General features: G+C 72.2%; 15 protein-coding genes. 4 read left to right on the top strand and 11 right to left on the bottom strand.

The window, feature by feature from the left end; all coding sequences use genetic code 11:
• Nucleotides 1-28 precede the first annotated feature (28 nt).
• Nucleotides 29-1,075 carry a glycosyltransferase family 2 protein gene (locus tag ACWZEH_RS13415; protein WP_456198401.1) on the bottom strand — a complete coding sequence of 349 codons (1,047 nt, stop codon included), beginning with the start codon at nt 1,073-1,075 and terminating at the stop codon, nt 29-31.
• Nucleotides 1,076-1,286: 211 nt separating this feature from the next.
• Between ACWZEH_RS13415 and ACWZEH_RS13410 the strand changes: the two genes are divergently transcribed.
• Nucleotides 1,287-2,759 carry an LCP family protein gene (locus tag ACWZEH_RS13410; RefSeq protein WP_456198399.1) on the top strand — a complete coding sequence of 491 codons (1,473 nt, stop codon included), beginning with the start codon at nt 1,287-1,289 and terminating at the stop codon, nt 2,757-2,759.
• A gap of 26 nt (nt 2,760-2,785) precedes the next feature.
• On the opposite strand, the gene ACWZEH_RS13405 is transcribed toward ACWZEH_RS13410, so the two are convergent.
• On the bottom strand, nt 2,786-3,379 hold the full coding sequence (locus tag ACWZEH_RS13405; RefSeq protein ID WP_456198397.1) for an acyl-CoA thioesterase: 594 nt from the start codon (nt 3,377-3,379) through the stop codon (nt 2,786-2,788).
• A 90-nt stretch (nt 3,380-3,469) separates the two neighbouring features.
• Between ACWZEH_RS13405 and ACWZEH_RS13400 the strand changes: the two genes are divergently transcribed.
• Complete coding sequence (locus ACWZEH_RS13400; RefSeq protein WP_456198395.1) at nt 3,470-4,756, top strand: LCP family protein; 1,287 nt, start codon at nt 3,470-3,472, stop codon at nt 4,754-4,756.
• Nucleotides 4,757-4,883: 127 nt separating this feature from the next.
• Here the strand turns inward: ACWZEH_RS13400 and ACWZEH_RS13395 are convergent, their stop codons facing one another.
• The 6 genes from ACWZEH_RS13395 to ACWZEH_RS13370 form a co-directional block, all read right to left on the bottom strand.
• Entirely contained in the window at nt 4,884-5,246 is a 363-nt protein-coding gene (locus tag ACWZEH_RS13395; RefSeq protein WP_456198393.1) for a four-helix bundle copper-binding protein, read from the bottom strand.
• Between the two features lie 131 nt (nt 5,247-5,377).
• Nucleotides 5,378-7,090 carry an LCP family protein gene (locus ACWZEH_RS13390; RefSeq protein WP_456198391.1) on the bottom strand — a complete coding sequence of 571 codons (1,713 nt, stop codon included), beginning with the start codon at nt 7,088-7,090 and terminating at the stop codon, nt 5,378-5,380.
• Between the two features lie 164 nt (nt 7,091-7,254).
• Nucleotides 7,255-9,009: an LCP family protein gene (locus ACWZEH_RS13385; protein ID WP_456198389.1), complete on the bottom strand. Its 1,755-nt coding sequence runs from the start codon at nt 9,007-9,009 to the stop codon at nt 7,255-7,257.
• A gap of 281 nt (nt 9,010-9,290) precedes the next feature.
• Nucleotides 9,291-11,114 (bottom strand): LCP family protein, encoded by a 1,824-nt coding sequence (locus tag ACWZEH_RS13380; protein ID WP_456198388.1) that lies wholly within the window; start codon nt 11,112-11,114, stop codon nt 9,291-9,293.
• Between the two features lie 240 nt (nt 11,115-11,354).
• Complete coding sequence (locus ACWZEH_RS13375; RefSeq protein ID WP_456198386.1) at nt 11,355-12,644, bottom strand: LCP family protein; 1,290 nt, start codon at nt 12,642-12,644, stop codon at nt 11,355-11,357.
• Between the two features lie 300 nt (nt 12,645-12,944).
• Nucleotides 12,945-13,700 carry a TIGR03089 family protein gene (locus tag ACWZEH_RS13370; protein ID WP_456198384.1) on the bottom strand — a complete coding sequence of 252 codons (756 nt, stop codon included), beginning with the start codon at nt 13,698-13,700 and terminating at the stop codon, nt 12,945-12,947.
• 128 nt (nt 13,701-13,828) lie between these two features.
• On the opposite strand from ACWZEH_RS13370, the gene ACWZEH_RS13365 reads away from it, so the two are divergent.
• Both ACWZEH_RS13365 and manB read left to right on the top strand, forming a co-directional pair.
• Nucleotides 13,829-15,316, top strand: a complete 1,488-nt coding sequence (locus ACWZEH_RS13365) for a peptidoglycan recognition protein family protein (RefSeq protein WP_456198382.1) — start codon at nt 13,829-13,831, stop codon at nt 15,314-15,316.
• A gap of 132 nt (nt 15,317-15,448) precedes the next feature.
• Complete coding sequence (gene manB / locus ACWZEH_RS13360; RefSeq protein WP_456198380.1) at nt 15,449-16,531, top strand: mannose-1-phosphate guanylyltransferase; 1,083 nt, start codon at nt 15,449-15,451, stop codon at nt 16,529-16,531.
• 83 nt (nt 16,532-16,614) lie between these two features.
• Here manB and ACWZEH_RS13355 read toward each other — a convergent pair whose 3' ends face one another.
• From ACWZEH_RS13355 to ACWZEH_RS13345, 3 genes are all read right to left on the bottom strand, one after another.
• Nucleotides 16,615-17,649: a DNA-3-methyladenine glycosylase family protein gene (locus ACWZEH_RS13355; protein WP_456198378.1), complete on the bottom strand. Its 1,035-nt coding sequence runs from the start codon at nt 17,647-17,649 to the stop codon at nt 16,615-16,617.
• Nucleotides 17,650-17,761: 112 nt separating this feature from the next.
• A complete protein-coding gene (locus tag ACWZEH_RS13350; protein ID WP_456198376.1) occupies nt 17,762-19,111 on the bottom strand; it encodes a coenzyme F420-0:L-glutamate ligase in 1,350 nt (449 codons plus the stop codon).
• Nucleotides 19,108-20,166, bottom strand: coding sequence for a 2-phospho-L-lactate transferase (locus ACWZEH_RS13345; protein ID WP_456198374.1), 1,059 nt, complete (start codon nt 20,164-20,166; stop codon nt 19,108-19,110). The genes ACWZEH_RS13350 and ACWZEH_RS13345 overlap by 4 nt, the downstream gene beginning before the upstream one ends.
• Nucleotides 20,167-20,187: the final 21 nt, after the last annotated feature.

Raw genomic sequence — 20,187 nt, 5'->3', positions numbered from 1 at the left:
GTACGCGTACCCGGGCGCCCTTCACCCGTCATGCCGGGGCGTCCGCGTCCGAACTCGCGTGGACCGCGGGGCGGCGGGAGGCGATGACCTTCTTCGCGAGGGAGCGCGGGCTGGTCAGAAAGCCCCAGCCCCAGGACATGTGCATGGTGGCCAGCGCCACCGGGATCTGCAGGCGTGCCTTCGGCGGGAGCCCCTTGCCCGCCGGTATCGAGCCGAGCGCGATCGCGGCGAGGTAGCCGCCGGGCACGACGAAGCCCCACGGGGTGAGCAGGCCGCCGGCCAGGATCCCGGCCGCGATCGCGCACACCGCGGCCGGCGGGGCCAGGTAGCGCAGGTTGATGGAACCCGAGTGGTAGCGGGCGACCACGTGCCGCCAGCGGCCGTAGTCCTTGTACTGCTTGGCCAGCGCCCGCATGCTCGGCCGGGGCCGGTAGGACACCTTCAGCTCCGGCGAGAACCAGATCAGCCCGCCGGCCTCGCGGATGCGGAAGTTCAGCTCCCAGTCCTGGGCGCGGACGAACTCCACGTTGTAGCCGCCCTGTCGCTCCAGCGCCTCGCGCCGGAAGACCCCGAGGTAGACGGTCTCGGCCTCGCCCGCCGTGCCGCCGGTGTGGAAGGCCGCGTTGCCGACACCTATCCGGGAGGTCATCGCGGCCGCGACCGCGTGCTCCCAGTCGTTCTCGCCCTCGGCGTGCATGATGCCGCCGACGTTCTGCGCACCGGTCTCCTCCAGGAGCCGTACCGCGGTGGCGATGTAACCCGGGGAGAGGATCCCGTGCCCGTCGACGCGGACCACGACAGGATGGCGCGAGGCCCCGATCGCCGCGTTGAGGGCGGCCGGGGTGCGGCCGGTGGGGTTGGGCACGGTGTGCACCCGCGGGTCCTCGGCCACGAGCTCGGCGGCGATCTCGTCCGTGCGGTCCGTGGAGGGACCGAGGGCGATCACGACCTCCATCTCGCCGGCGTACTCCTGGGCGAGGATCGCGTGGACGGCGCCACGCAGGTGCCGCTCCTCGTTGAGCACGGGCATGATCACGGAAACGGCGGGGAGCCGCACGTCGGGATTGGCGTTCATAGGGGCCTCACGTTACCGCGAACGGGGGACAGTGCCGCGCGCGCCGGGTGCGGCTGCGCCGGGCCGCAGATCGTATCGGCCTACGGTGCTCGGGATTCCGCGTACGACCCTGTACATCCCGTATGTCCTGTACGTCCCCTCCGTCCCGCCCGCATTCCCTCTCCCGCCCCCTCGCATCCCCTCGTACGGCCCTCGTCCGGAGGTGTCCCCCTTGCCCGCCTCGCCACGGTCCCCCCGGTCCCGCACCGCGCCGCAGCGCCGACCGCAGTCGCCACGGGAAGGCGGCCCGCGGCCACCGGGGCGTCAAAGGCCGCGCTGGGGCACCCGTGCGGTGACCGCGCTGTCGGTCCTGGTGCTCGCCTCCGCCGGGATCGGACACGCGGTGATCAGCAGCCTCGACGCCAGAATCGAACGGGTCGACCCGTTCCGGGACATGAAGAACCGCCCCGAGGCGGGTCACGGCATGAACATCCTGCTCGTCGGCACGGACGGACGCGAGGAGCTCGGAGCTCGGGAGAGGCGGAAGTACCGGCTCGGCGGGACGCCCTGCAACTGCACCGACACGATCATGATCGTGCACATCTCGGAGGACCGGGAGCGTGCCAGCGTCGTCAGCCTGCCGCGCGACTCGTACGCCATGACGCCCGCGCACACCGACCGGGTGAGCGGTGAGAAGCACGAGGGGCACCCCGTCAAGCTCAACGCGGCGTACGCGGAGGGCGGGCCGCAGCTGACCGTGCGCACGGTGGAGAAGATGACCCGGGTGAAGATCGACCACTACCTGGAACTCGATTTCACCAGCTTCATGAAGACCGTGGACGTGGTCGGCGGCGTCGAGCTGTGCACCGGCGAGCCCTTGAAGGACGACCGCACCGGCCTCGACCTGCCCGCCGGCCGGCACACCCTGGGGGGCGGCGAGGCCCTGCAATACGTACGCGCCCGGCACGTCGACGGTGCGGCCGATCTCAGCAGGATCAAGCGCCAGCAGCACTTCATGGCGGCCCTGGTGGACCGGGCGACATCCTCCGGGATCCTGCTGAACCCGGTGAAGTTCCGGGACGTGACCCGCGCGGTGCTCGGCTCGGTCCGCGCCGACAAGGGCTTCGGCACCGACGAGATGCTGGACCTGGGGCGGGCGATGCGGTCCTTCTCGCCCGCCTCGTCGGAGTTCACCACCGTGCCGCTCGGCAAGGCGGGCCACACGGTCGAGGGCATCGGGGCGACGGTGGCATGGGACCCCGAGAAGTCCGAGGACATCTTTCAGGCGCTGCGCGAGGACGAGCCGCTCTCCGCGCGGTCGTCGCCCGACGCGGCACGGCGCGTCCCGGTGGATCCCCGGCAGATCCGCGTCCAGGTCGAGAACGGCACGGGGACGAAGGGCCTGGGCCGCCGCGTGGACGCGGCCCTCGCTGCCACCGGTTTCAACACCACCAACGTTCCGGTCAACGCGGCGGACCGCTCCGTGGAGCGGACCGTCGTCGCCTACGACCCGCGCTGGGACCGCTCCGCGAAGTCCCTCGCCGCCGCCCTGCCGGGCAGTGAGCTGCGTGCGGTGAACGGCCAGGGTGCCACTCTGAAGGTGATCGCCGGCAGCGACTTCGAGAAGGTCCGCAAGGTCCGGCCAAAGGATCCGGGGAAGGACGAGTTCGGGGTGGTGCGGGGCGACGAGGTGGGCTGCTCGTAGCCCCGCCGCGCGGGGGACGGGCGGGGTCAGTCCTCGATCCCGTCCGCCGCCCGCCTCTCCCGCAGCTCCACGATCGCCCGGCGGCGGGCCAGGCGGTGGGTGCGGCGGATCTGGGCCTCCTGGTTGCGGCGCCGGTCCCGCTCGCTCTCCGGTATCACCTGAGGCACGCGGCGCGGCCTGCCGTCGGCGTCGACGGCCGCGAAGACGAGATACGCCGAGCCGACCTGGGTCGCCGGGGCGGACTCGTTCCACCGCTCGGCCAGGACCCGCACGCCGACCTCCATGGACGTCCGGCCGGTCCAGTTGACCTGTGCCTTCACATGGACCAGGTCGCCGACCCGGACCGGTTCGAGGAAGGCCATCTCGTCCATGGAGGCGGTGACGGCGGGCCCTTCGGAGTGCCGTCCGGCGACCGCGCCCGCCGCGTCGTCGACGAGTTTCATGATCACGCCGCCGTGCACCGTACCCAGGAGGTTGGTGTCGCTGTGGGTCATGATGTGGCTGAGGGTCGTCCGCGACGCCGAGACGGGCTTGCCCGGGATGTCGGGTGTGTCGAGAATCTCCGTGAGTGGGGCCGGGGCCTGATCTGTCATGGCCTCCACCTTATGCCGAGGCCGCATCCCGGAAATTTGTGTCAGCTTCGCAACAGCGCTGCTCCTATTTCCCGGGGACCGGTACGGCGCACAGCCCGGACCTGCACACTGTTGCGCATGAATGATTGGCCCGAGGCCTGGTCCGACGACAACCGCGGCCCCCGCTACGGACAGGGGAGCGCGAGCGCACAGCCCGAGAGCGCCCGTGTCATGCGCCAGGTCCGCCGCGGCCAGGCGGCCCCGCCCGGCCACGGGGCGTACGGCGGCGGAGTGCCGCAGCAGCCGTCGTACGTGGACGGCCGCGGGCACGGCGGCGGCTTCGACGACGGCTACAACACGGGCCAGGTCTACGGCTCCCCCGGCGGGGGCGGCCACGGCGGTCCCGGGGGGCCGGGCGACGACGGCCGCTACGCACCGAGTCCCGCGCCCGACTGGCGCCGCCGGATCAAGGTGACGGCGATCACGGTCGCGGTCGTGCTGGTGGTGACGACCGTGGGCACCTACTTCTGGGCCGACTCGAAGCTCAACCGCGAGGTCGACCTGTCGATCGTGCTGGACCGGCCGGAGGCGGGCGAGGGCACGAACTACCTGATCGTCGGCTCCGACAGCCGGGCCGGGCTGACCGACGAGCAGAAGAAGAACCTGCGCACCGGGTCCGCAGAGGGCAAGCGCACGGACTCCATGATGATCCTGCACACCGGCAGCAACGGCCCCACCCTGGTCTCGCTGCCCCGCGACTCGAACGTGGAGATACCCACCTTCAAGGGCTCCGAGTCCGGCAAGACGTACCAGGGCACGGGCCGGCAGGTGAAGCTGAACGCCGCCTACGCGGAGGACGGGCCCGAACTCCTGGTCCGCACCGTCGAGTTCAACACCGGCCTGCGCATCGACCACTACGTGGAGATCGGTTTCGCCGGTTTCGCGAACATCGTGGACGCGGTCGGCGGTGTGGAGATGGACATCCCGCAGGACATCAAGGACACCAAGTCCGGCGCCGACCTCAAGAAGGGCAGGCAGACACTGAACGGCGAGGAGGCCCTCGCCTTCGTCCGTACCCGGTACGCGCTGGCCGGTTCCGACCTGGACCGCACGAAGAACCAGCAGAAGTTCCTCTCCGCCCTCGCGAACCAGGTGGCGACGCCGGGCACGGTCCTGAACCCGTTCAAGCTGTACCCGACCATGGGCGCGGGCCTGGACTCGCTGATCGTCGACAAGGACATGGGCCTGTTCGGCCTGGCCGACATGTTCTGGTCGATGAAGGGCGTCAGCGGCGGCGACGGCACCTCCCTGAACATGCCTCTCGCGGGCTCCTCGGGCGGCAACCTGCTCTGGGACAAGGCGAAGGTCAAGCAGTTGGTGGACGAGCTGAAGAACGACGAGAAGGTCACCGTCAAGGGCGACTGAGCCCCACGGCACCGACGAAGGGCAGGCGGGACGGACGGGGCGGCCGAACGACCGAGGGCACCCCGCGGGGTGCCCTCGAACGTGTCCGGCGTCCGGCCTCTTCCGGCGCCGGTGTGGACGTCCGGCGTCACATCGTGGCGCCCGCCATGGCACGGCAGGACTCGGAGCAGCGGCGACAGGACTCCGCGCAGCGCGTCATCTGCGCGTCGTCCGACATGGACATGCACGCCTCGGCGCACAGGTCGCAGGCCGTGGCGCACATCGCGCACATCTCGGCGGCCAGCGGAGAACGGCGCATCATCATGTCGGCGCACATGCGGGTCATGTCGGCACAGTCCATGAGGGCTCCCATGATCTGCGCGGGGGCCTGGCCACCCATCCGCAGACAGGAGCTCATGGTCTCCTCGCACGTGCTGTGGCAGTCCATGCACGCCTGGACGCAGTCCTGCATCTCCTTGCTCATGGGGGACGCGGCGGCAGACCGGGTCATGATTCCTCCCAGGGGAACGGCGGGAGCCGCGGACCGACCCCCGCCCTTCAGTCCTACGCCCCTCGCCCCATGAGCACCACAGGACGAACGACGCACCCGGTCCGGGGGCGCGCGGTGACTCCCGGCTCCCGTCAGGACCAGGTGTAGGCCGGGTCGACCTCCATGCAGGCGGAGTCGTCCGCCCCGTTGAGGGCCTCGGCCGACTCGGGGGTCGTGTCGTCCTGTTCGGGTGCCTCGTACGCCGTTCCCTCGCGCCAGTCGGCGCCGACGACGACCGTGACCCCCGAGACGTCGGTGGACCGGCGCACCGAGCCCTCCGGAATGCCCAGCGACTCGGCGACGCGCAGGGCGTTGCTCTCCAGGTCGGTGCTCGGGTAGCGCACCAGCGTCAGCTGCTCGGTCAGGGAGCCGGCGGTGTCGGCGGACGCGCCGGTGAACCCTTTCTCGTGCAGGAGTCCGGCCACGGTGCTCGCGCGGCCGGACGCCGCGGCAAGGGTGTCGGTACGGGTGCCGTTGACGACCCGGACCGCGATCTCGGCGTCGGGAGCGGCCGGTTCGGCGGACGCGGCCTCCTTCTCCTTCTCCTTCTCCTTCTCCGCCTCCTCGGCCTGCGTCGGCTCCTCGTCCTTGCCGTCCAGGGCGATGTCGTCGCGGACCAGCCGGAACAGCTGGTCGGCGTCCTCGGTCGGCTCCACGCGGGCACCCACGTACCGGTTGGGCATCGTGGTCATGGTGATGCGCTCCGGCTTCACCTTGCGCAGCTCGTTGCTGAGGTCGTACAGCTTCTTGACGGTGTCGAGGCCGGGGTCGACGGTGAGCGCCCGGGTGGCCTCCTCGGCCAGCCTGCGCAGCTTGTTGGGGCTGCTCAGGGTGGCGTTCTCGCGCAGCTCGCGGGCCAGCGAGTTCATGTACATGTGCTGTGCCTTGGCGCGGGCGAGGTCGCTGCCGTCCTCGAAGCCGTAGCGCGTACGCAGCCACTGGAGGGCCTGCTCGCCCTTGACCGGGTGGGTGCCCTCGGGCAGCTTCAGACCGGAGCCGTGGCCCCGGCTGTTGCGCGAGAGGATGTTGGCGTCCACGCACACGGGGACGCCGCCGACGGCGTCGGCCATGGAGACCACCCCGGCGAAGTCGACCATGACGAAGTGGTCGATGTGGATGCCGGTGAGTTCCTGCCAGGTGGCCACGGTGCAGCCCGGGCCGCCGTGTCCGAGGCTCTGGTTGGTCATCGTCCGCCCGTTGCTCGCCTCGTGCACCGTCCCGTCCTCGGGGTCGGTGCACTTCGGGATCCGGACGAGGGTGTCGCGGGGCATGCTGATCACGGACATGTTGGTCCGGTCGGCGGACAGGTGCAGCAGCATCTGCACGTCGGCCAGCGGGGTGGAGCCGAACGTCTCGCGGGCGCCGCCGAGCTCCTGGTTCTCCTCGCTGTCCCGGGCGTCGGAGCCGATCAGCAGGATGTTCAGCGGGGTCTGTCCGGCGGCGTTGGGTGTGGGTTCGGCGACCTTGCCGTCGCCCAGGTTCAGGGGGTTCTGCTTGATGTTGCCGTTCAGGTGCCGGTAGTAGACGTAGCCGGCTCCGGCCGAGCCGAGGAGGAGCAGGGCGAGGGCCGCCGCGGCCCACTTGAGCATCCGGCGCCGCGGGCGACGGCCGCCGCCTTTGCCGGAAGCGGGCGCGTCGGCGCCGGACGGGGGTATGCCGCCGTCGTCACCGTCCGACGCGGGTGTCTCGCCGCTGCCGTCACCGCCCGCCGCGTCTTCGCCGGCCGGGACGCCGCAGGGGCCGTCTTCCGGGCCCGGGTCACGCCGGTCGTCGCGGAGCGTCTTCCGCGCGGCGCGCTGCGTCACTTCGGTCGCCCTCCCCACCCCTGGTACTCCTCGCGTCATGGAACTGGCCTGTTCTGCGTTGTGTTAGACGCACGACAGGCCAGTCAGTTGCCCCAGGAATGCAATTCCACGTCAACAACTTCTGATGAGCCGCGCGGGAGCCCCGAACGCGGCTCGGTCGAGCGTCAGGTCGCGCATCCGGCCTTGTCGGCCGTGGACTTCTCGACGTCCACGGCCCCCGCCGCGGAACCGCCGAGCGGTGAGCCGGCGCCCGTGAAGTCCTCGCCGAGGGTCAGCGTCATCGCGGGCAGTCCCTGGGAGTTGGTGACGCCCTCGCCGGGCTTCAGCGCCGAACCGGACAGGCCGAGGAGGTCGGCGAGGCGGCGGGCCTGGCCGGCCTGGTCGGGCGCGTACTCGAGGGTGGTCTTCTTCAGTGTCTCCGGGGCGTTGCCGGCGTTCTCCGACTTGCTGACGCCCTCCTCGACCTGGAGCCGGCGGAGCATCTCCTGGGCGCTGCCCGCCGGGGCGCCGCCGTTGAGGACCTGCACCCGGACGTCGGAGGCCGGTGCCCTGGTGCCCTCGAGGCGGGCGGCGACGGCGGCCTTCTCCCGCTTCTCCCGCTTCTCCTCGACCTCGGTCAGCGACACGTCGCCGGCGATCGCGTCGAACAGCTGCGGCGCCCTGGACTCGTCCACGACGACGGTCGCCCTCACCGCCTCCGCGGGGTTGTCACGCACCGGCACCGTGGTGAACGAGATGTTCTTCGGCGGGACCTTCCTCAGCTCCAGGGCGACGTCCTTGAGCGTGCCCACGTTGCCGATGCCGGTGTCCACGGTCAGCGCCTCGGTGGCGGCCTCGGCCAGTCTCACCAGCTTGGTGGGGCTGGTGAGGGTGTCGCCGGAGGACATCTTGCGCATCAGCGAGGCCAGGAAGTGCTGCTGCACCTTGATCCGGTCGAGGTCTCCCTCGTTGCCGAAACTGTGCCGGGTCCGGACGAAGGCGAGGGCCTGTTCGCCCTCCACCTTCGACTCGCCCGCGGGCAGCTTCAGCTTCGACTGCTTGTCGTCCACCGCGTGTTCCACGCACACGTCGACGCCGCCGACCGCCGAGGTGAGCGTCTTGACCGCGTTGAAGTCGGCCATCATGAAGTGGTCGGGCTTGATGCCGGTGGCCTCCTCCACCGTGCGCATCGCGCAGCCCGGGTCCCGGCCGCCCTCACCGAGGCTCCGGTTGAAGCGGGCGCCCCGCAGCCCGGGGATCACCTTCTCCGTCCCGTCCTCCAGCTTCGTGGGGCAGTCGGGGATGTCGACTATGAGGTCGCGCGGGATGCTGAGCGCGGTCGCGTTCGTGCGGTCCTTGGAGACGTGCAGCAGAATCGTGGTGTCGGCATGACCCACGCTGCCGGCGTCCCCGTAGCCGTCGTTGCCCGACCCGGTGCGCTTGTCGGTGCCGAGGACGAGGACGTCGAAGGCCTCGTCCTTGCTGAAGTCGCCCGAGCCCGCGTCCCCGACGTCGGTCGTGTCGACGTTGCCCTCGAGATGCTTCAGATAGACGTAACCGGCCGTGCCGGTGGCGAGCACCACGAACGCCGTCGTCCCGCCGATCCACAGCAGGGCCTTCCCCGCCCTGGGCCTGCGCTGCCCCGGCCGGCCTCCGCGCCGTCCGGGCGGCGGCTCGGGCGCGCCGCGCCGCCGCGGCGGCGGGACCTCGTGGCCGGGTGCCCGCGGAGGGCTGCCGGGCACGGCACCGTAGGGGCGGCCCGTGCCGCCGGGGCCGGCCGGGTGGTTCGTGGTGTGCGGGGAGGTTCTGCGGGGTCCGGGGAAGGGTGACTGCGGTGCGGAGGGCCCCAGTCGCAGTTCGTATTCACCGGTGGCAGGATTGAGTACCCATTGGTCTGCGGGGTCGACTCTGTCCGCCCGCCCACGGCTCTGCGCGTCCACGCTCGTCCGATCCTCCGTCGGGGCCACACGGCACCCTCTCCCCTCCGGAGGGTGCCCGTGCGTACTGGTCACCACCGTGCGCGCGACGCCGGAACGGTCCTCGCGGCCGGGGCACTGGAGCGTTCACATTAGCCGCCGACCTGAGCGGAACGGGGCCTCAGTGACGAATTCCTCGTCCGCGAAAAGGGGTAAACCGCCCTATTGGGTGGGGAAATGACGTCATGAGGTGGCCCCCTCCGCAGGGCGCGCGCCCTGCGGAGGGGGCCACGCCCCGCGTCGGGTCACTCCGCGCACTCGACCTTGTCCGCCGTGGACTTCTCGATGTCGTCCGGCGCCTTGGACGGAGTGGTGAGGGAGACGCCCGCACCCTTGAAGTCCTCGCCGAGGGTCAGCGTCATCGCGGGCGCCCCCTGGGAGTTGGTGACGCTCTCGCCGGGCTTCATCCCCGAGCCGGACAGGCCGAGGAGGTCGGCGAGGCGGCGGGCCTGGCCGGCCTGGTCGGGCGCGTACTCGAGGGTGGTCTTCTTCAGCGTCTCGTCGGCGTTGCCGGCGTTCTCCGACTTGCTCACGCCCTCCTCGACCTGGAGCCAGGTGAGCACCTCCTGGGCGCTGCCCGCCGGGGCGCCGCCGTTGAGGACCTGCACCCGAACCTCGGAGGCCGCCGCCTTGGTGCCCTCGAGGCGGGCGGCGACGGCGGCCTTCTCCTTCTTCTCCTGCTGCTCGACCTCGGTGAACGACACGTCGTTCTTGATCAGGTCGAGGATCTCCGGGGCCTTGGACTCGTCCAGGACGACGGTCGCCTTCACCGTCTCCGCGGGGTTGTCGACCACCGGCAGCGTGGTGAAGGTCAAGTTCTTGATGTTGAGCTTGCCCAGCTCCAGACCGAGGTCCTTCAGCTTGTTGATGCTGTCCAGCTGGGAGTCGACGGTGAGTGCCTCGGTGCCCGCCTCCGCCAGTTTGATCATCTTCGACGGGCTGGTGAGCGTGTCACTGGACTTCAGCTGCCTCATCAGCGCGCCGAGGAACTGCTGCTGCACCTTGATGCGGTCGAGGTCGCCCTGGTTGCCCCAGGCGTGGCGGGTGCGGACGAACGCCAGGGCCTGTTCGCCCTCGATGGTGTGCGTGCCGGCGGACAGCTTGAGCTTGGAGTCCTTGTCGTCGACGGCTTCGGCGACGCAGACCTCGACGCCGCCGACCGCCGTGGTGAGCGTCTTGATCGCGTTGAAGTCGGCCACCATGAAGTTGTCCGGCGTGATCCCGGTCAGCTCGGTGACGGTCCGCATGGTGCAGCTCGGCGTACGGTCGCTCTGGCCGAGGCTGGTGTTGAAACGGGCCCTGGAGCCCGGAATGACCTTCTCCGTCCCGTCCTCCATCTGGGTGGGGCAGTCGGGGATGTCGACTATGAGGTCGCGCGGGATGCTGAGCGCGGTGGCGTTCGTGCGGTCCTTGGAGACGTGCAGCAGGAGCGTGGTGTCGGCGTGCCCGGCGCTGCCCGCGTCGCCGTAGCTCTCGTTGCCCTCGCCGGTGCGCTTGTCGGTGCCGATCAGCAGGATGTTGATGGCCTTGTCCTTCTGGAAGCCACCGGTGCTCGCACCGTCGTCGGAGACGGAGCTGATGTTGTCGTTGAGATGCTCCAGATACAGGTAGCCGCCCAGGGCCGTGGCGAGCACCACGAACGCCATCGTCCCGCCGGTCCACAGCAGGACCTTCCCGGCCTTCGACTTCTTCTTCACCGGGCGGCGCCCGCGCCTGCCCGGCGGCGGCTCCTCCGGCGCACCGCGGCGCCTGCGCGGCGGCCCCTCGTGCTCGGGTGTTCCTCCGCGCTCGGTCGTCCCGGGGCCGGACGCTCTGCGGCCCGCGGGCCGCTCCGCCGTGCGTCCGGGAGCATCGCCGCGGCCGCGCGGCGCACCCGTGCCGGAGCCCTTGCCCGCCCCCGCGCCGCCACCCGGACCGGCACCGGAGGAACGCGTTCTGCGAGGAGAGGGGACCGGTGGCTGCGGTGCGGAACTGTTCAGTCGCAGTTCGTAATCACCGGTGTCCGGGTTGAGCACCCACTGGTCTGCGGGGTCGGTGTCGTTGCCCCGCCCACGGCCTTGCGCGTCCACGGTCGTTTGAATCCTCCGTCGGTGCCACGCGGCGCCTTTCCCCTCCCAGGCGCTCGGTCGGTCCTCGGTGCGCGCTTAAGGAGTCGAATCTCGGGAACGCGTGCACCGGGAGCGCACACACTAACGGCACGGAACGGCCTCCGGCGACGCCGGTGGCACATTCCACATCCTCACAACTGGGCAATTCACGCATATCTCTTGACATGACTTCACAGTCTGGGAGTCACCTGAGAGTCGGCTTTACGCGCAGGTGTCCTCGGCGGCCGTGTTCCCGGAGAACGTCGGTGCGGGAGAAGCCGCTTCAAACGCTTCCTCCGGTTGCTCCCCGGATTCATTTCGAGTGACCTTTCCGTCACCCTCCGTGTTTCCGTCGTCCGGATTTCCGGGCGGCGCCCCGGACCCGGATTCCGTGCCGGTGCCGTGCGTCCCGCCCTGTGTGACCGCGACCGACGCGTCCCTGCGCAGCCGTTCGAACAGTTCCTCCGCCTCGGGCTGTGAAAGCTGGTCCCGATTGGCGTCGTTCGTATACGGCTCCCGGGGGACGGTGAGGAATTGCACACGTTCCGTGGGGATGTCGCGGAGTCCGCGGACGAGTTCGTACAAACCCCGCAGGCTCGCCAGTCCCGGGTCGGTCGTCAGCGCCGAAGTGGCCGCGTCCAGGACGGGATACAGCTTGGCCGGATTCAGCAGAACGTCATTGCCGCCCGCCTTGTTGACGAGCGCCCCGAGGAACCGTTGCTGACGCTCCATGCGGTGCGTGTCGCTTCCGTCGCCGAGAGACTTGCGGGCGCGGACATAGCCGAGGGCCTGTTCCCCGTCCAGCGTCACCCGGCCCGCGGGCAGTTTCAGTTTGGCGGCTTTGTCGTCAATGGGTTCACGCAGACACACCTCGACGCCGTCGACCGCCTCGACCATCTCCTTGAAGCCCTGGAAGTCCACGACGATGTGATGGTCCATGCGAATGCCGGTGAGTTTCTCCACGGTACGGATCGCGCAGGCGGAACCGCCCCACTCGAAGGCCTGGTTGAACATCGCGAACACGGGCTCGGTGCGGCCGCCGTCCCGGCGCCGACAGCCCGGCACGTCCACCATCAGGTCCCGGGGCAGGGACACCGCGGTGGCGCTGCCCCGGCCCGCCGACAGGTGCAGCAGGATCGCGGTGTCGGACCGCTCCGTCCCCGGGTCCCGGCCGTAGCGGGCGTTCTCCTCCCCGGAGCGCGAGTCCGAGCCGATCAGCAGGATGTTCCGGGCGTCCCTGACCAGTGCCGTCGGCCGTTCCTCCTCGAACCGCGCCAGCTCGGCCACGGCCGCCTCGTCCGGCGTGATGTTTCCCTCGAGTTTCACGTACACCGCCCACCCGGCCCCGGCGGCCACGACGAGCAGGGCCGCGGCACCGAGCCCGGCGCCCAGCATCCACCGCCGCCGTCTGTGCCGCGGGAGCCCCGCCCCGCTGGCCGAGGCTCCCGCACCCGGCCCGAGGGCGTTCCCGCCCGCCGGGTCCGCGGGGGACGCGCCTGCGGTGTCGCTCATGACCGGTCCACCCCCTCGCGGTGTACGGGACGGCTTGCGGCGGCATGCGAAACCGCGGGACGGCGTACGGACATACGGGGCGGCGTACGGACGTACGGGCGTCGGCGAGTGGCGTGCCGCTGCTACGACGATGACCCGGATGCGCGGTGGGGGCGGGCGCTGCGCATCCGAACGGGGGACGGGACGCGGCGGACGGAGGGCGGCCCGGCGGGGCCGGTCCGGGCGACCGGCCCCACCGCGCCGGGGGTGCGGCTGGGGGCGGGAGTGAGGGCAGGGGCGGCGGGTGGGGCGGGGTGGCCGTCAGCGGGCGATGACGGTGACCCGCTCGCTCTCAACCCGCTTGTCCAGGGCGTCGCCTTTGAGCCGGTCCAGGTTCCGGCACAGCACCACCGAACCGCCGGTCGCCAGCGGTCCGTACAGGCCCGCGTGGAGACCCTCCCACGTGTCGTACGGCAGCCCCGACAGGATGCGCGAGGCCGGTCCGGTCAGCCCGAGGTCCGTCGCCTGCGCGCGGGCCCGCTGCACCACCTCGGCCCCGGTGAACTCCCGGCCCGCCACGATCAGCGCCGGCGCCTCGGGGTCCACCGGCGTGTACGGCGCGAACCGGTCGCCCTGCCCCGGGACCTCCACGGCGTAGTCGGCGAAGCCCTCCGGGGGCTGCGGGAACCGTCCGCCGAGCGGCCTGAGGGCCAGCGCGACCCGTGCGCCCGAGCAGGCCCGCGCGGTCTCCAGCGAGTCCGGGCCGCTCACCACGACATCGGCCGCCGCCGGGTCGCCGGACACGTCCGCGACCACGCCCACCGACGCGCACGCCAGCAGCCACACGGCGGTCTGCCAGTGCGCGGGCAGCAGCAGCGCCACGCGGTCACCGGGCTCGGCGGCCAGTTCGTCCTGCAGCAGGTTCGCGGTCTTGGCCACCCAATTGGCGAAGGTGGCCACGGACAATTCGACGCGTTCGCCCGTGGCGTCGTCGTAGAAGGTCACCAGGGGGCGTCCCGGGTCCGCGGCGAGCGCGGAACCCAGCAGGTCGGCGGGGGTGCGGTCGGTGGCGTTCACCCGCGCAAGCGTACGCGGAGTCGGCCGTGCGCACCGGGCCCCCGGGCACCGGTTCGGCGGAACGGGCCCCGACAGTCCGTCAATTCCCCGATGGACAGATTTGTATGACTATGTCCAAGATCAGGAGCATGCGTAGAAATCTTGCTTCCTCCATCGGTGTCACCTGCGCGGCCGCACTCGCCCTGACCCTCGCCCCGTCCGCCGCCGCGGCGGACGCGGGCCCGGGCCGGACGGCACCGGCGGCCACCCGCGTGGCGATGACGACCGGGGCCGGCAGCCCCGGCAGCACCCAGTCGCTGCCCCTGCAGCCCTTCGGTCCCGACCGAGCCTCCGGCGCCACCGCATTCGGCCTCGCCCCGCGGTCCGTACGGCACTTCTCCCTCGTCGGCGTCGTCTGGGACGACCCCGACGCCGAACTCCACGGCCGGGTCCAGGTCCGCGTCCGCGCGGCGGACACCGGCGCCTGGTCCGGCTGGCAGGACATCGAGACCCACAACGCCGACCACGCGGCCGACCCCGGGACCGCGGAACGCGCCTCGGGCCGGGTCCGCGGCGCCACCGCACCGCTGTGGGTGGGCGACTCGGACGGCGTGGAGATCCGGGTCCGGGCGGAGACCGGACCGGGCTCGGAGCCGAAGGCCGGCTCCGAGCCCACCGGCTCCACCGCCAAGGAGGGGGCCGGGGAGGGCGCCGAGAGGTCCGCCCCGCTGCTGCCGTCCGGGATGCGCCTCGAACTCGTCGACCCGGGGGAGGGCGCCCCGCCCGAGGACAGCACTGCCGGGAGCCCCGACGGGAACACCGGCCAGAACCCCGCCGACGGCTCCGCAAGCCCCGCGGCGGAGGCCCCCCGGACCGGTGTGATGAGTGCCGAGGCGGCCGCCGCCTCGGCCGCCAACGCCCCGCTCGTGCCCCTGGGCGTCACCGGGATCCCGGCGCTGACCCGGGCGGAGACCGAGGAGGAGTACCACGCCCTGCGCGGCACCGGAACGGCCGGACAGCGGACGGACCCGCACATCGGCCCGCGGCCCGGCATCGTCACGCGCAGCGGGTGGGGTGCGGACGAGAGCCTGCGGGAGAAGGCGTTCGTGTACACCGACAAGGTGGGCGCGGCCTTCGTGCACCACACCGCCTCCGGCAACAACTACACGTGTGCAGAGGCTTCTTCCGTCATCCGCAGTATCTACCGCTACCACACGGAGAGCATGGGCTGGCGGGACATCGGCTACAACTTCCTCGTCGACAAGTGCGGGAAGATCTACGAGGGGCGGGCAGGGGGAGTGGCCAACCCGGTCCTGGGCGCCCACACTCTGGGATTCAACAGCAGCACCATGGGCGTGGCGGTCCTCGGCACCTTCGACACCACGAGTCCGCCGGCCGTCGCGGTGACGGGCGTCGCCCAGCTCACCGCGTGGAAGCTCGGACTGCACGGCATGGATCCGAGCGCGAAGACATACCTGACGTCCGACGGTGGCAATCTCTACGCAAAAGGCACGAAGGTACGACTGAACGTGATCTCCGGTCACCGGGACGGGTTCAACACCGTGTGCCCAGGGGGGAAGCTCTACGACGGGCTCGGCACCGTCCGCTCCGCGGCGGCCGGTTACCAGGGCCGCTGAGAGCGGCGGACCGCCGGGCCCGCGTTCCCTCCTGCCGGAGACACCGCCGTCGAAACCGCCGTGCGACGGTCTGCATACACTGGCCGGCCGAAAGACAGTTCGGCCGGTCCCGGCAGGAAGCAGAGACGACAGGTGACAGAAGCGATCCTCCTGGTCGGCGGCAGGGGCACACGGTTGCGCCCGCTCACGGTGCGCACACCGAAGCCCATGGTCCGGGCGGCCGGAGTGCCCTTCCTCACGCACCAACTGGCGAGAGCGAGAGCGGCGGGCGTCGAGCACATCGTCCTGGCCACGTCCTATCTGGCCGAGGTCTTCGAGCCGTACTTCGGCGACGGGGCGTCGCTGGGGCTGCACATCGAGTACGTGACGGAGGAGGAGCCGCTGGGCACCGGCGGCGCCATTCGCAACGTCGCCTCCCGGCTGCACTCCGGCCCCGACGAACCGGTGCTGATCTTCAACGGCGACATCCTCACGGGCCTGGACATCCGGGCGCTGGTGCACACCCACGAGACGACGGGCGCCGACGTCTCGCTGCACCTGACGAAGGTGACGGATCCGAGGGCGTACGGCCTGGTCCCCACCGACGACACGGGCCGCGTCCTGGCGTTCCTGGAGAAACCGCAGACACCCGAGGAGATCGTCACCGACCAGATCAACGCGGGGGCGTACGTCTTCCGCCGCTCGGTCATCGACACGATCCCCACGGGCCGGCCGGTGTCGGTGGAGCGGGAGACGTTCCCGGGGCTGCTGGCGGCCGGAGCCCATCTCCAGGGCCTGGTCGACTCCACGTACTGGCTGGATCTCGGCACCCCGGCGGCCTTCGTCCGGGGCTCCGCGGACCTGGTACTGGGCCGCGCCCCGTCCCCGGCGGTCCCGGGGCGTTGCGGCGACCGGCTGGTCCTGCCGACGGCGCGGGTGGCACCGGACGCCAAGCTGGCGGGCGGGACCGTGGTGGGCGAGGGCGCGTTCGTGGCGGAGGGCGCGCGCGTCTTCGGCAGCACGATCCTGCCGGGCGCGGTCATCGAACCCGGCGCGGTCGTCACCGACTCACTGATCGGCACGCGTGCGCGGGTGGGGGAGCGGTCGGTCCTCACCGGGACGGTGATAGGCGACGGCGCGGTCGTCGGCGCCCGCAACGAACTCCGGGACGGAGTCAGGGTCTGGTGCGACGCGCGGATCCCGGCGGGGTCGGTGCGGTTCTCCTCGGACGAGTAGCCGAGGCGTGGGCAGAGGACACGGACAGGGGGCAGGGGGCAGAGGACACGGACAGGGGGCCGGACGGCTGCGGGGCTCGGGCCTCACAGCCGTCCGATGTCCCAGCGCGGCATCTTCGGCGCCCGCCGCGCCGGCGTCCGTCCGCTCAGCAGGATCAGCCGCGCCGCCCGGTGCCGCTGACCGGCATACGGCTCCAGCAGTTCTAGCATCGCCGCGTCGTCCGCGTCCCGGTTCCCGGCCAGCGCCCACCCCACGATGCCCGGCAGATGCAGGTCCCCCGTGGTCACCTCGTCCGGCGCGCCGTGACTGCGCTGCACCGTCTCCGCCGACGTCCACGGCCCGATGCCCGGCACCAGTTCCAGTCGTCCCCTCGCCGCCGCCGGAGCCATCCCGGCCGCCTCCTCCAGCCGTGCCGCGACCCGCACCGCCCGCAGCACCGCGGACGCCCGCTTGTCGTCGACACCGGCCCGGTGCCAGTCCCAGGAGGGGATCAGCGCCCAGGTCCGGGGCGACGGCATCACCGCCATCCGCTCGGGTGCGGGCCCGGGGGCCGGCTCCCCGTACTTGTGGACCAGCAGCCGCCACGCCCGGTACGCCTCACCGGTGGTGACCTTCTGCTCCAGGACCGACGGGATCAACGACTCCAGCACCAGCCCGGTCCGGGCCAGCCGCAGCCCCGGCCGGCGGTGCCGGGTGAGCGCCAGCAGTCTGTGCCGGGGGACGAACGCGGCCGGGTCGTCGGCGGCGCCGAGCAGGTCGGGCAGCCGGTCCAGGAACCACCCGGCCCCCGGGCCCCACGCCTCGCCCCGCACCTCGCCGCCGTACCGCGTCACCCGCAGCGTGCCCGGCCCGGCGGGTGTCAGGCTCGTCCGCCACACGGAACCGTCCGGCATCGCGCGAAACGTCGGGTCCGAGGCCCCGCGCCGCAGTGGCCCGAGGACCAGGCCGAGGTCCAGCGGCCCGTCCGGCGCCCACGTCCGGACCAAGGACGGGACGGGCGGGGCCGACGCCTGCCGCGGCACCCCCGCGGGTTCGACGGCCCGCCCGTCCCGCACGGTCGTAGGAGCGGGGCGGGGAACGGGCCGGGGGGTGGGCCGGGGAGCGAAACGTCCTGCCACGGAGGGGTCCCGGGGGGTAGGGGCGAAGGGGGAGTGGTGCGGAGGTGGGGGAAGGCGGGGTGCCTACGAGGGTAGACGCCCCGCGCGTCCCGTCCGGCTCATCGCCGTCCGTTCATCGCACGGCGATGAACGCGCCCGCGTCCCGTTCCGGCCGCGGGCGGGGCTCCCCGGCGGGGTGGCCCACCGCCACCGCGCCCATCGGGTCCCAGCCCGTCGGCAGGTCCAGGACCTCGCGGACCACGTCCCGGCAGAACATCGTCGACGACACCCAGGCCGAGCCCAGCCGCTCACCGGCCAGGGCGACCAGGAAGTTCTGCACGCCGGCGCCCGCCGCGACCACGAACATCTCCCGCTCCGCGCCGTCCCGCCGAGCGTCCCCGTAGGTGTGCGAGCCCTCCATGACCAGGCAGGGCACGACCAGGCAGGGCGCGTTGCGCAGGACGTCGCCGCGGCGGACCCGCTTGGCCACGGACTCCTCCGACTTGCCGTCCCGGCGCAGGTCCGCGATCCAGGCGTCCCGCATCGCGTCGAGCAGCCGGGTCCGGGACTCCCGCGACTCCAGCAGGACGAACCGCCACGGGGTGGTGTGGTGCGGGGCCGGAGCCGTCACGGCCGCGGCCACCGCGCGGCGCACCGCCCCCGGGTCGACCGGCTCGTCGGTGAAGGCCCGTACCGTGCGGCGCTGGGTCACCGCCTGCCGTACCGCCTCCGACGTACCGAGCCGGAACATGTCGTCACGGGAGTCGCGGACCATGGCCCGCGCGCCTCCGCCGTGCTCGCCGTCGGCCGCCACCAGTGCGGGCAGCCCGCGTACGACCGCCACCGGCAGGCCCGCGGCCTTGCCCTTGACCAGGTCGCCCGCCGCGGCGAGTTCGTCGGCGGTGGCGACCACGGTGGCGCCCAGCGGATTGCCGTACGCGTCCGTTCCACCGCGCAGGTCGTCCAGGACGTGGACGCCCGCGGCGCCGATCGCGACGTCCGTCAGTCCCGCCCGCCAGGGGCGTCCGAAGGTGTCGGTGACCAGCACGCCGACCGTGACCCCGAGGGTGTCCCGCAGGCCCTCGCGGATCGCCCGCGCGGACGCGTCCGGATCCTCGGGGAGCAACAGCACCGTGCCGAAGGGCGTGTTGGAGGCGTCGACCCCGGCCGCGGCCATGACGAGGCCCTGCCGGTTCTCGACGATGCGCAGGGGACCGCGCCGGGCCACCACCCGTACCGTCTCCGCGTCGATCGCGGCCTCCCGGTCGGCGGCCTCCCGCACCCGGCCCTCCGCCTTGGAGACGATCTTGGAGGTGACGAGCAGCACGTCCCCGTCGGCCAGCCCCGGCTCCGCGGCCGCGATCAGCTTCGCGAGGTCGTCCCCCTGCCGGACCTCGGGCAGCCCCGCGACGGCCCACACCCGGTAGCCGCCGGACGCCGCGTCACCCGCGGGTACGCCGTCGTGCGCACGCGTGCCGTTCAAACCGCCCGCACCTCCTCCGCCAGAGCGAGCGCCTCCCGGGCCATCCGCGCGGTGGCGTCGACGTCGGTCATCATCAGGGGCACGGCCCGGCAGCGGATGCCCGCCTCCTCGACGTGCTCCGCGCTCGCCGCGTCGACCGTGTCGACCAGCCAGCCGTCCAGCAGGCCCGAGCCGTAGTGCTCGGCCACCGCCCGCGCCGTGGATTCGACTCCCACCGCCGCGAGCACCTTGTCGGCCATGCCGCGTACGGGCGAGTCGCCGACGATCGGCGACAGGCCGACCACCGGCACGCCCGCCTCGGCGATCGCCTCCCGGATGCCGGGGACGGAGAGGATCGTGCCGATGGAGACGACCGGATTGGACGGCGGGAAGAGGATCACGTCGGCCGCGGCGATCGCCTCCAGCACCCCCGGCGCCGGCTTCGCCTGCTCCGCGCCGACCGGCACGACCGCCTCGGCCGGGACCGACGCCCGCAGCCGCACCCAGTACTCCTGGAAGTGGATCGCCCTGCGCGTCCCGGAACCCGGCGCGGAGCCTGCCGCGGAGTCCGGCGCGGAGTCCGGCGGGTTCTCCCCGGTCCCGGACCCCGCCGACGGCCCCGCCGACGGGTCACCGTCGGGCAGGGTGACGGCGACATGCGTCTCCACGCGGTCGTCGGTCATCGGGATCAGCCGGACGCCCGGCTGCCAGCGCTCGCAGAGGGCCTGGGTCACCGCGCTCAGCGGATAGCCGGCGGCGAGCATCTGCGTCCGCACGATGTGCGTGGCGAAGTCCCGGTCGCCGAGCCCGAACCACCCCGGGCCGACGCCGTACGCCGCCAGCTCCTCCTTGAGCCGGAAGCTCTCGTCGGTCCGCCCCCAGCCCCGTTCCTCGTCGATGCCGCCGCCGAGGGTGTACATAACCGTGTCGAGGTCCGGGCAGACCTTCAGCCCGAAGAGGTGGATGTCGTCCCCGGTGTTGCCGATGACCGTGATGTCCGCGTCCGGCACGGCCCGCTTCAGACCGCGCAGGAAACGGGCACCGCCGATGCCGCCTGCCAGAACCACAATGCGCATGGGAAACAGTCTGTCAGCCGC

It is taken from the genome of Streptomyces yamdrokensis (assembly GCF_053890455.1).
The sequence above is the reverse complement of the archived record's forward strand: the minus strand, read 5'-3'. Positions and strand labels throughout refer to the sequence as shown.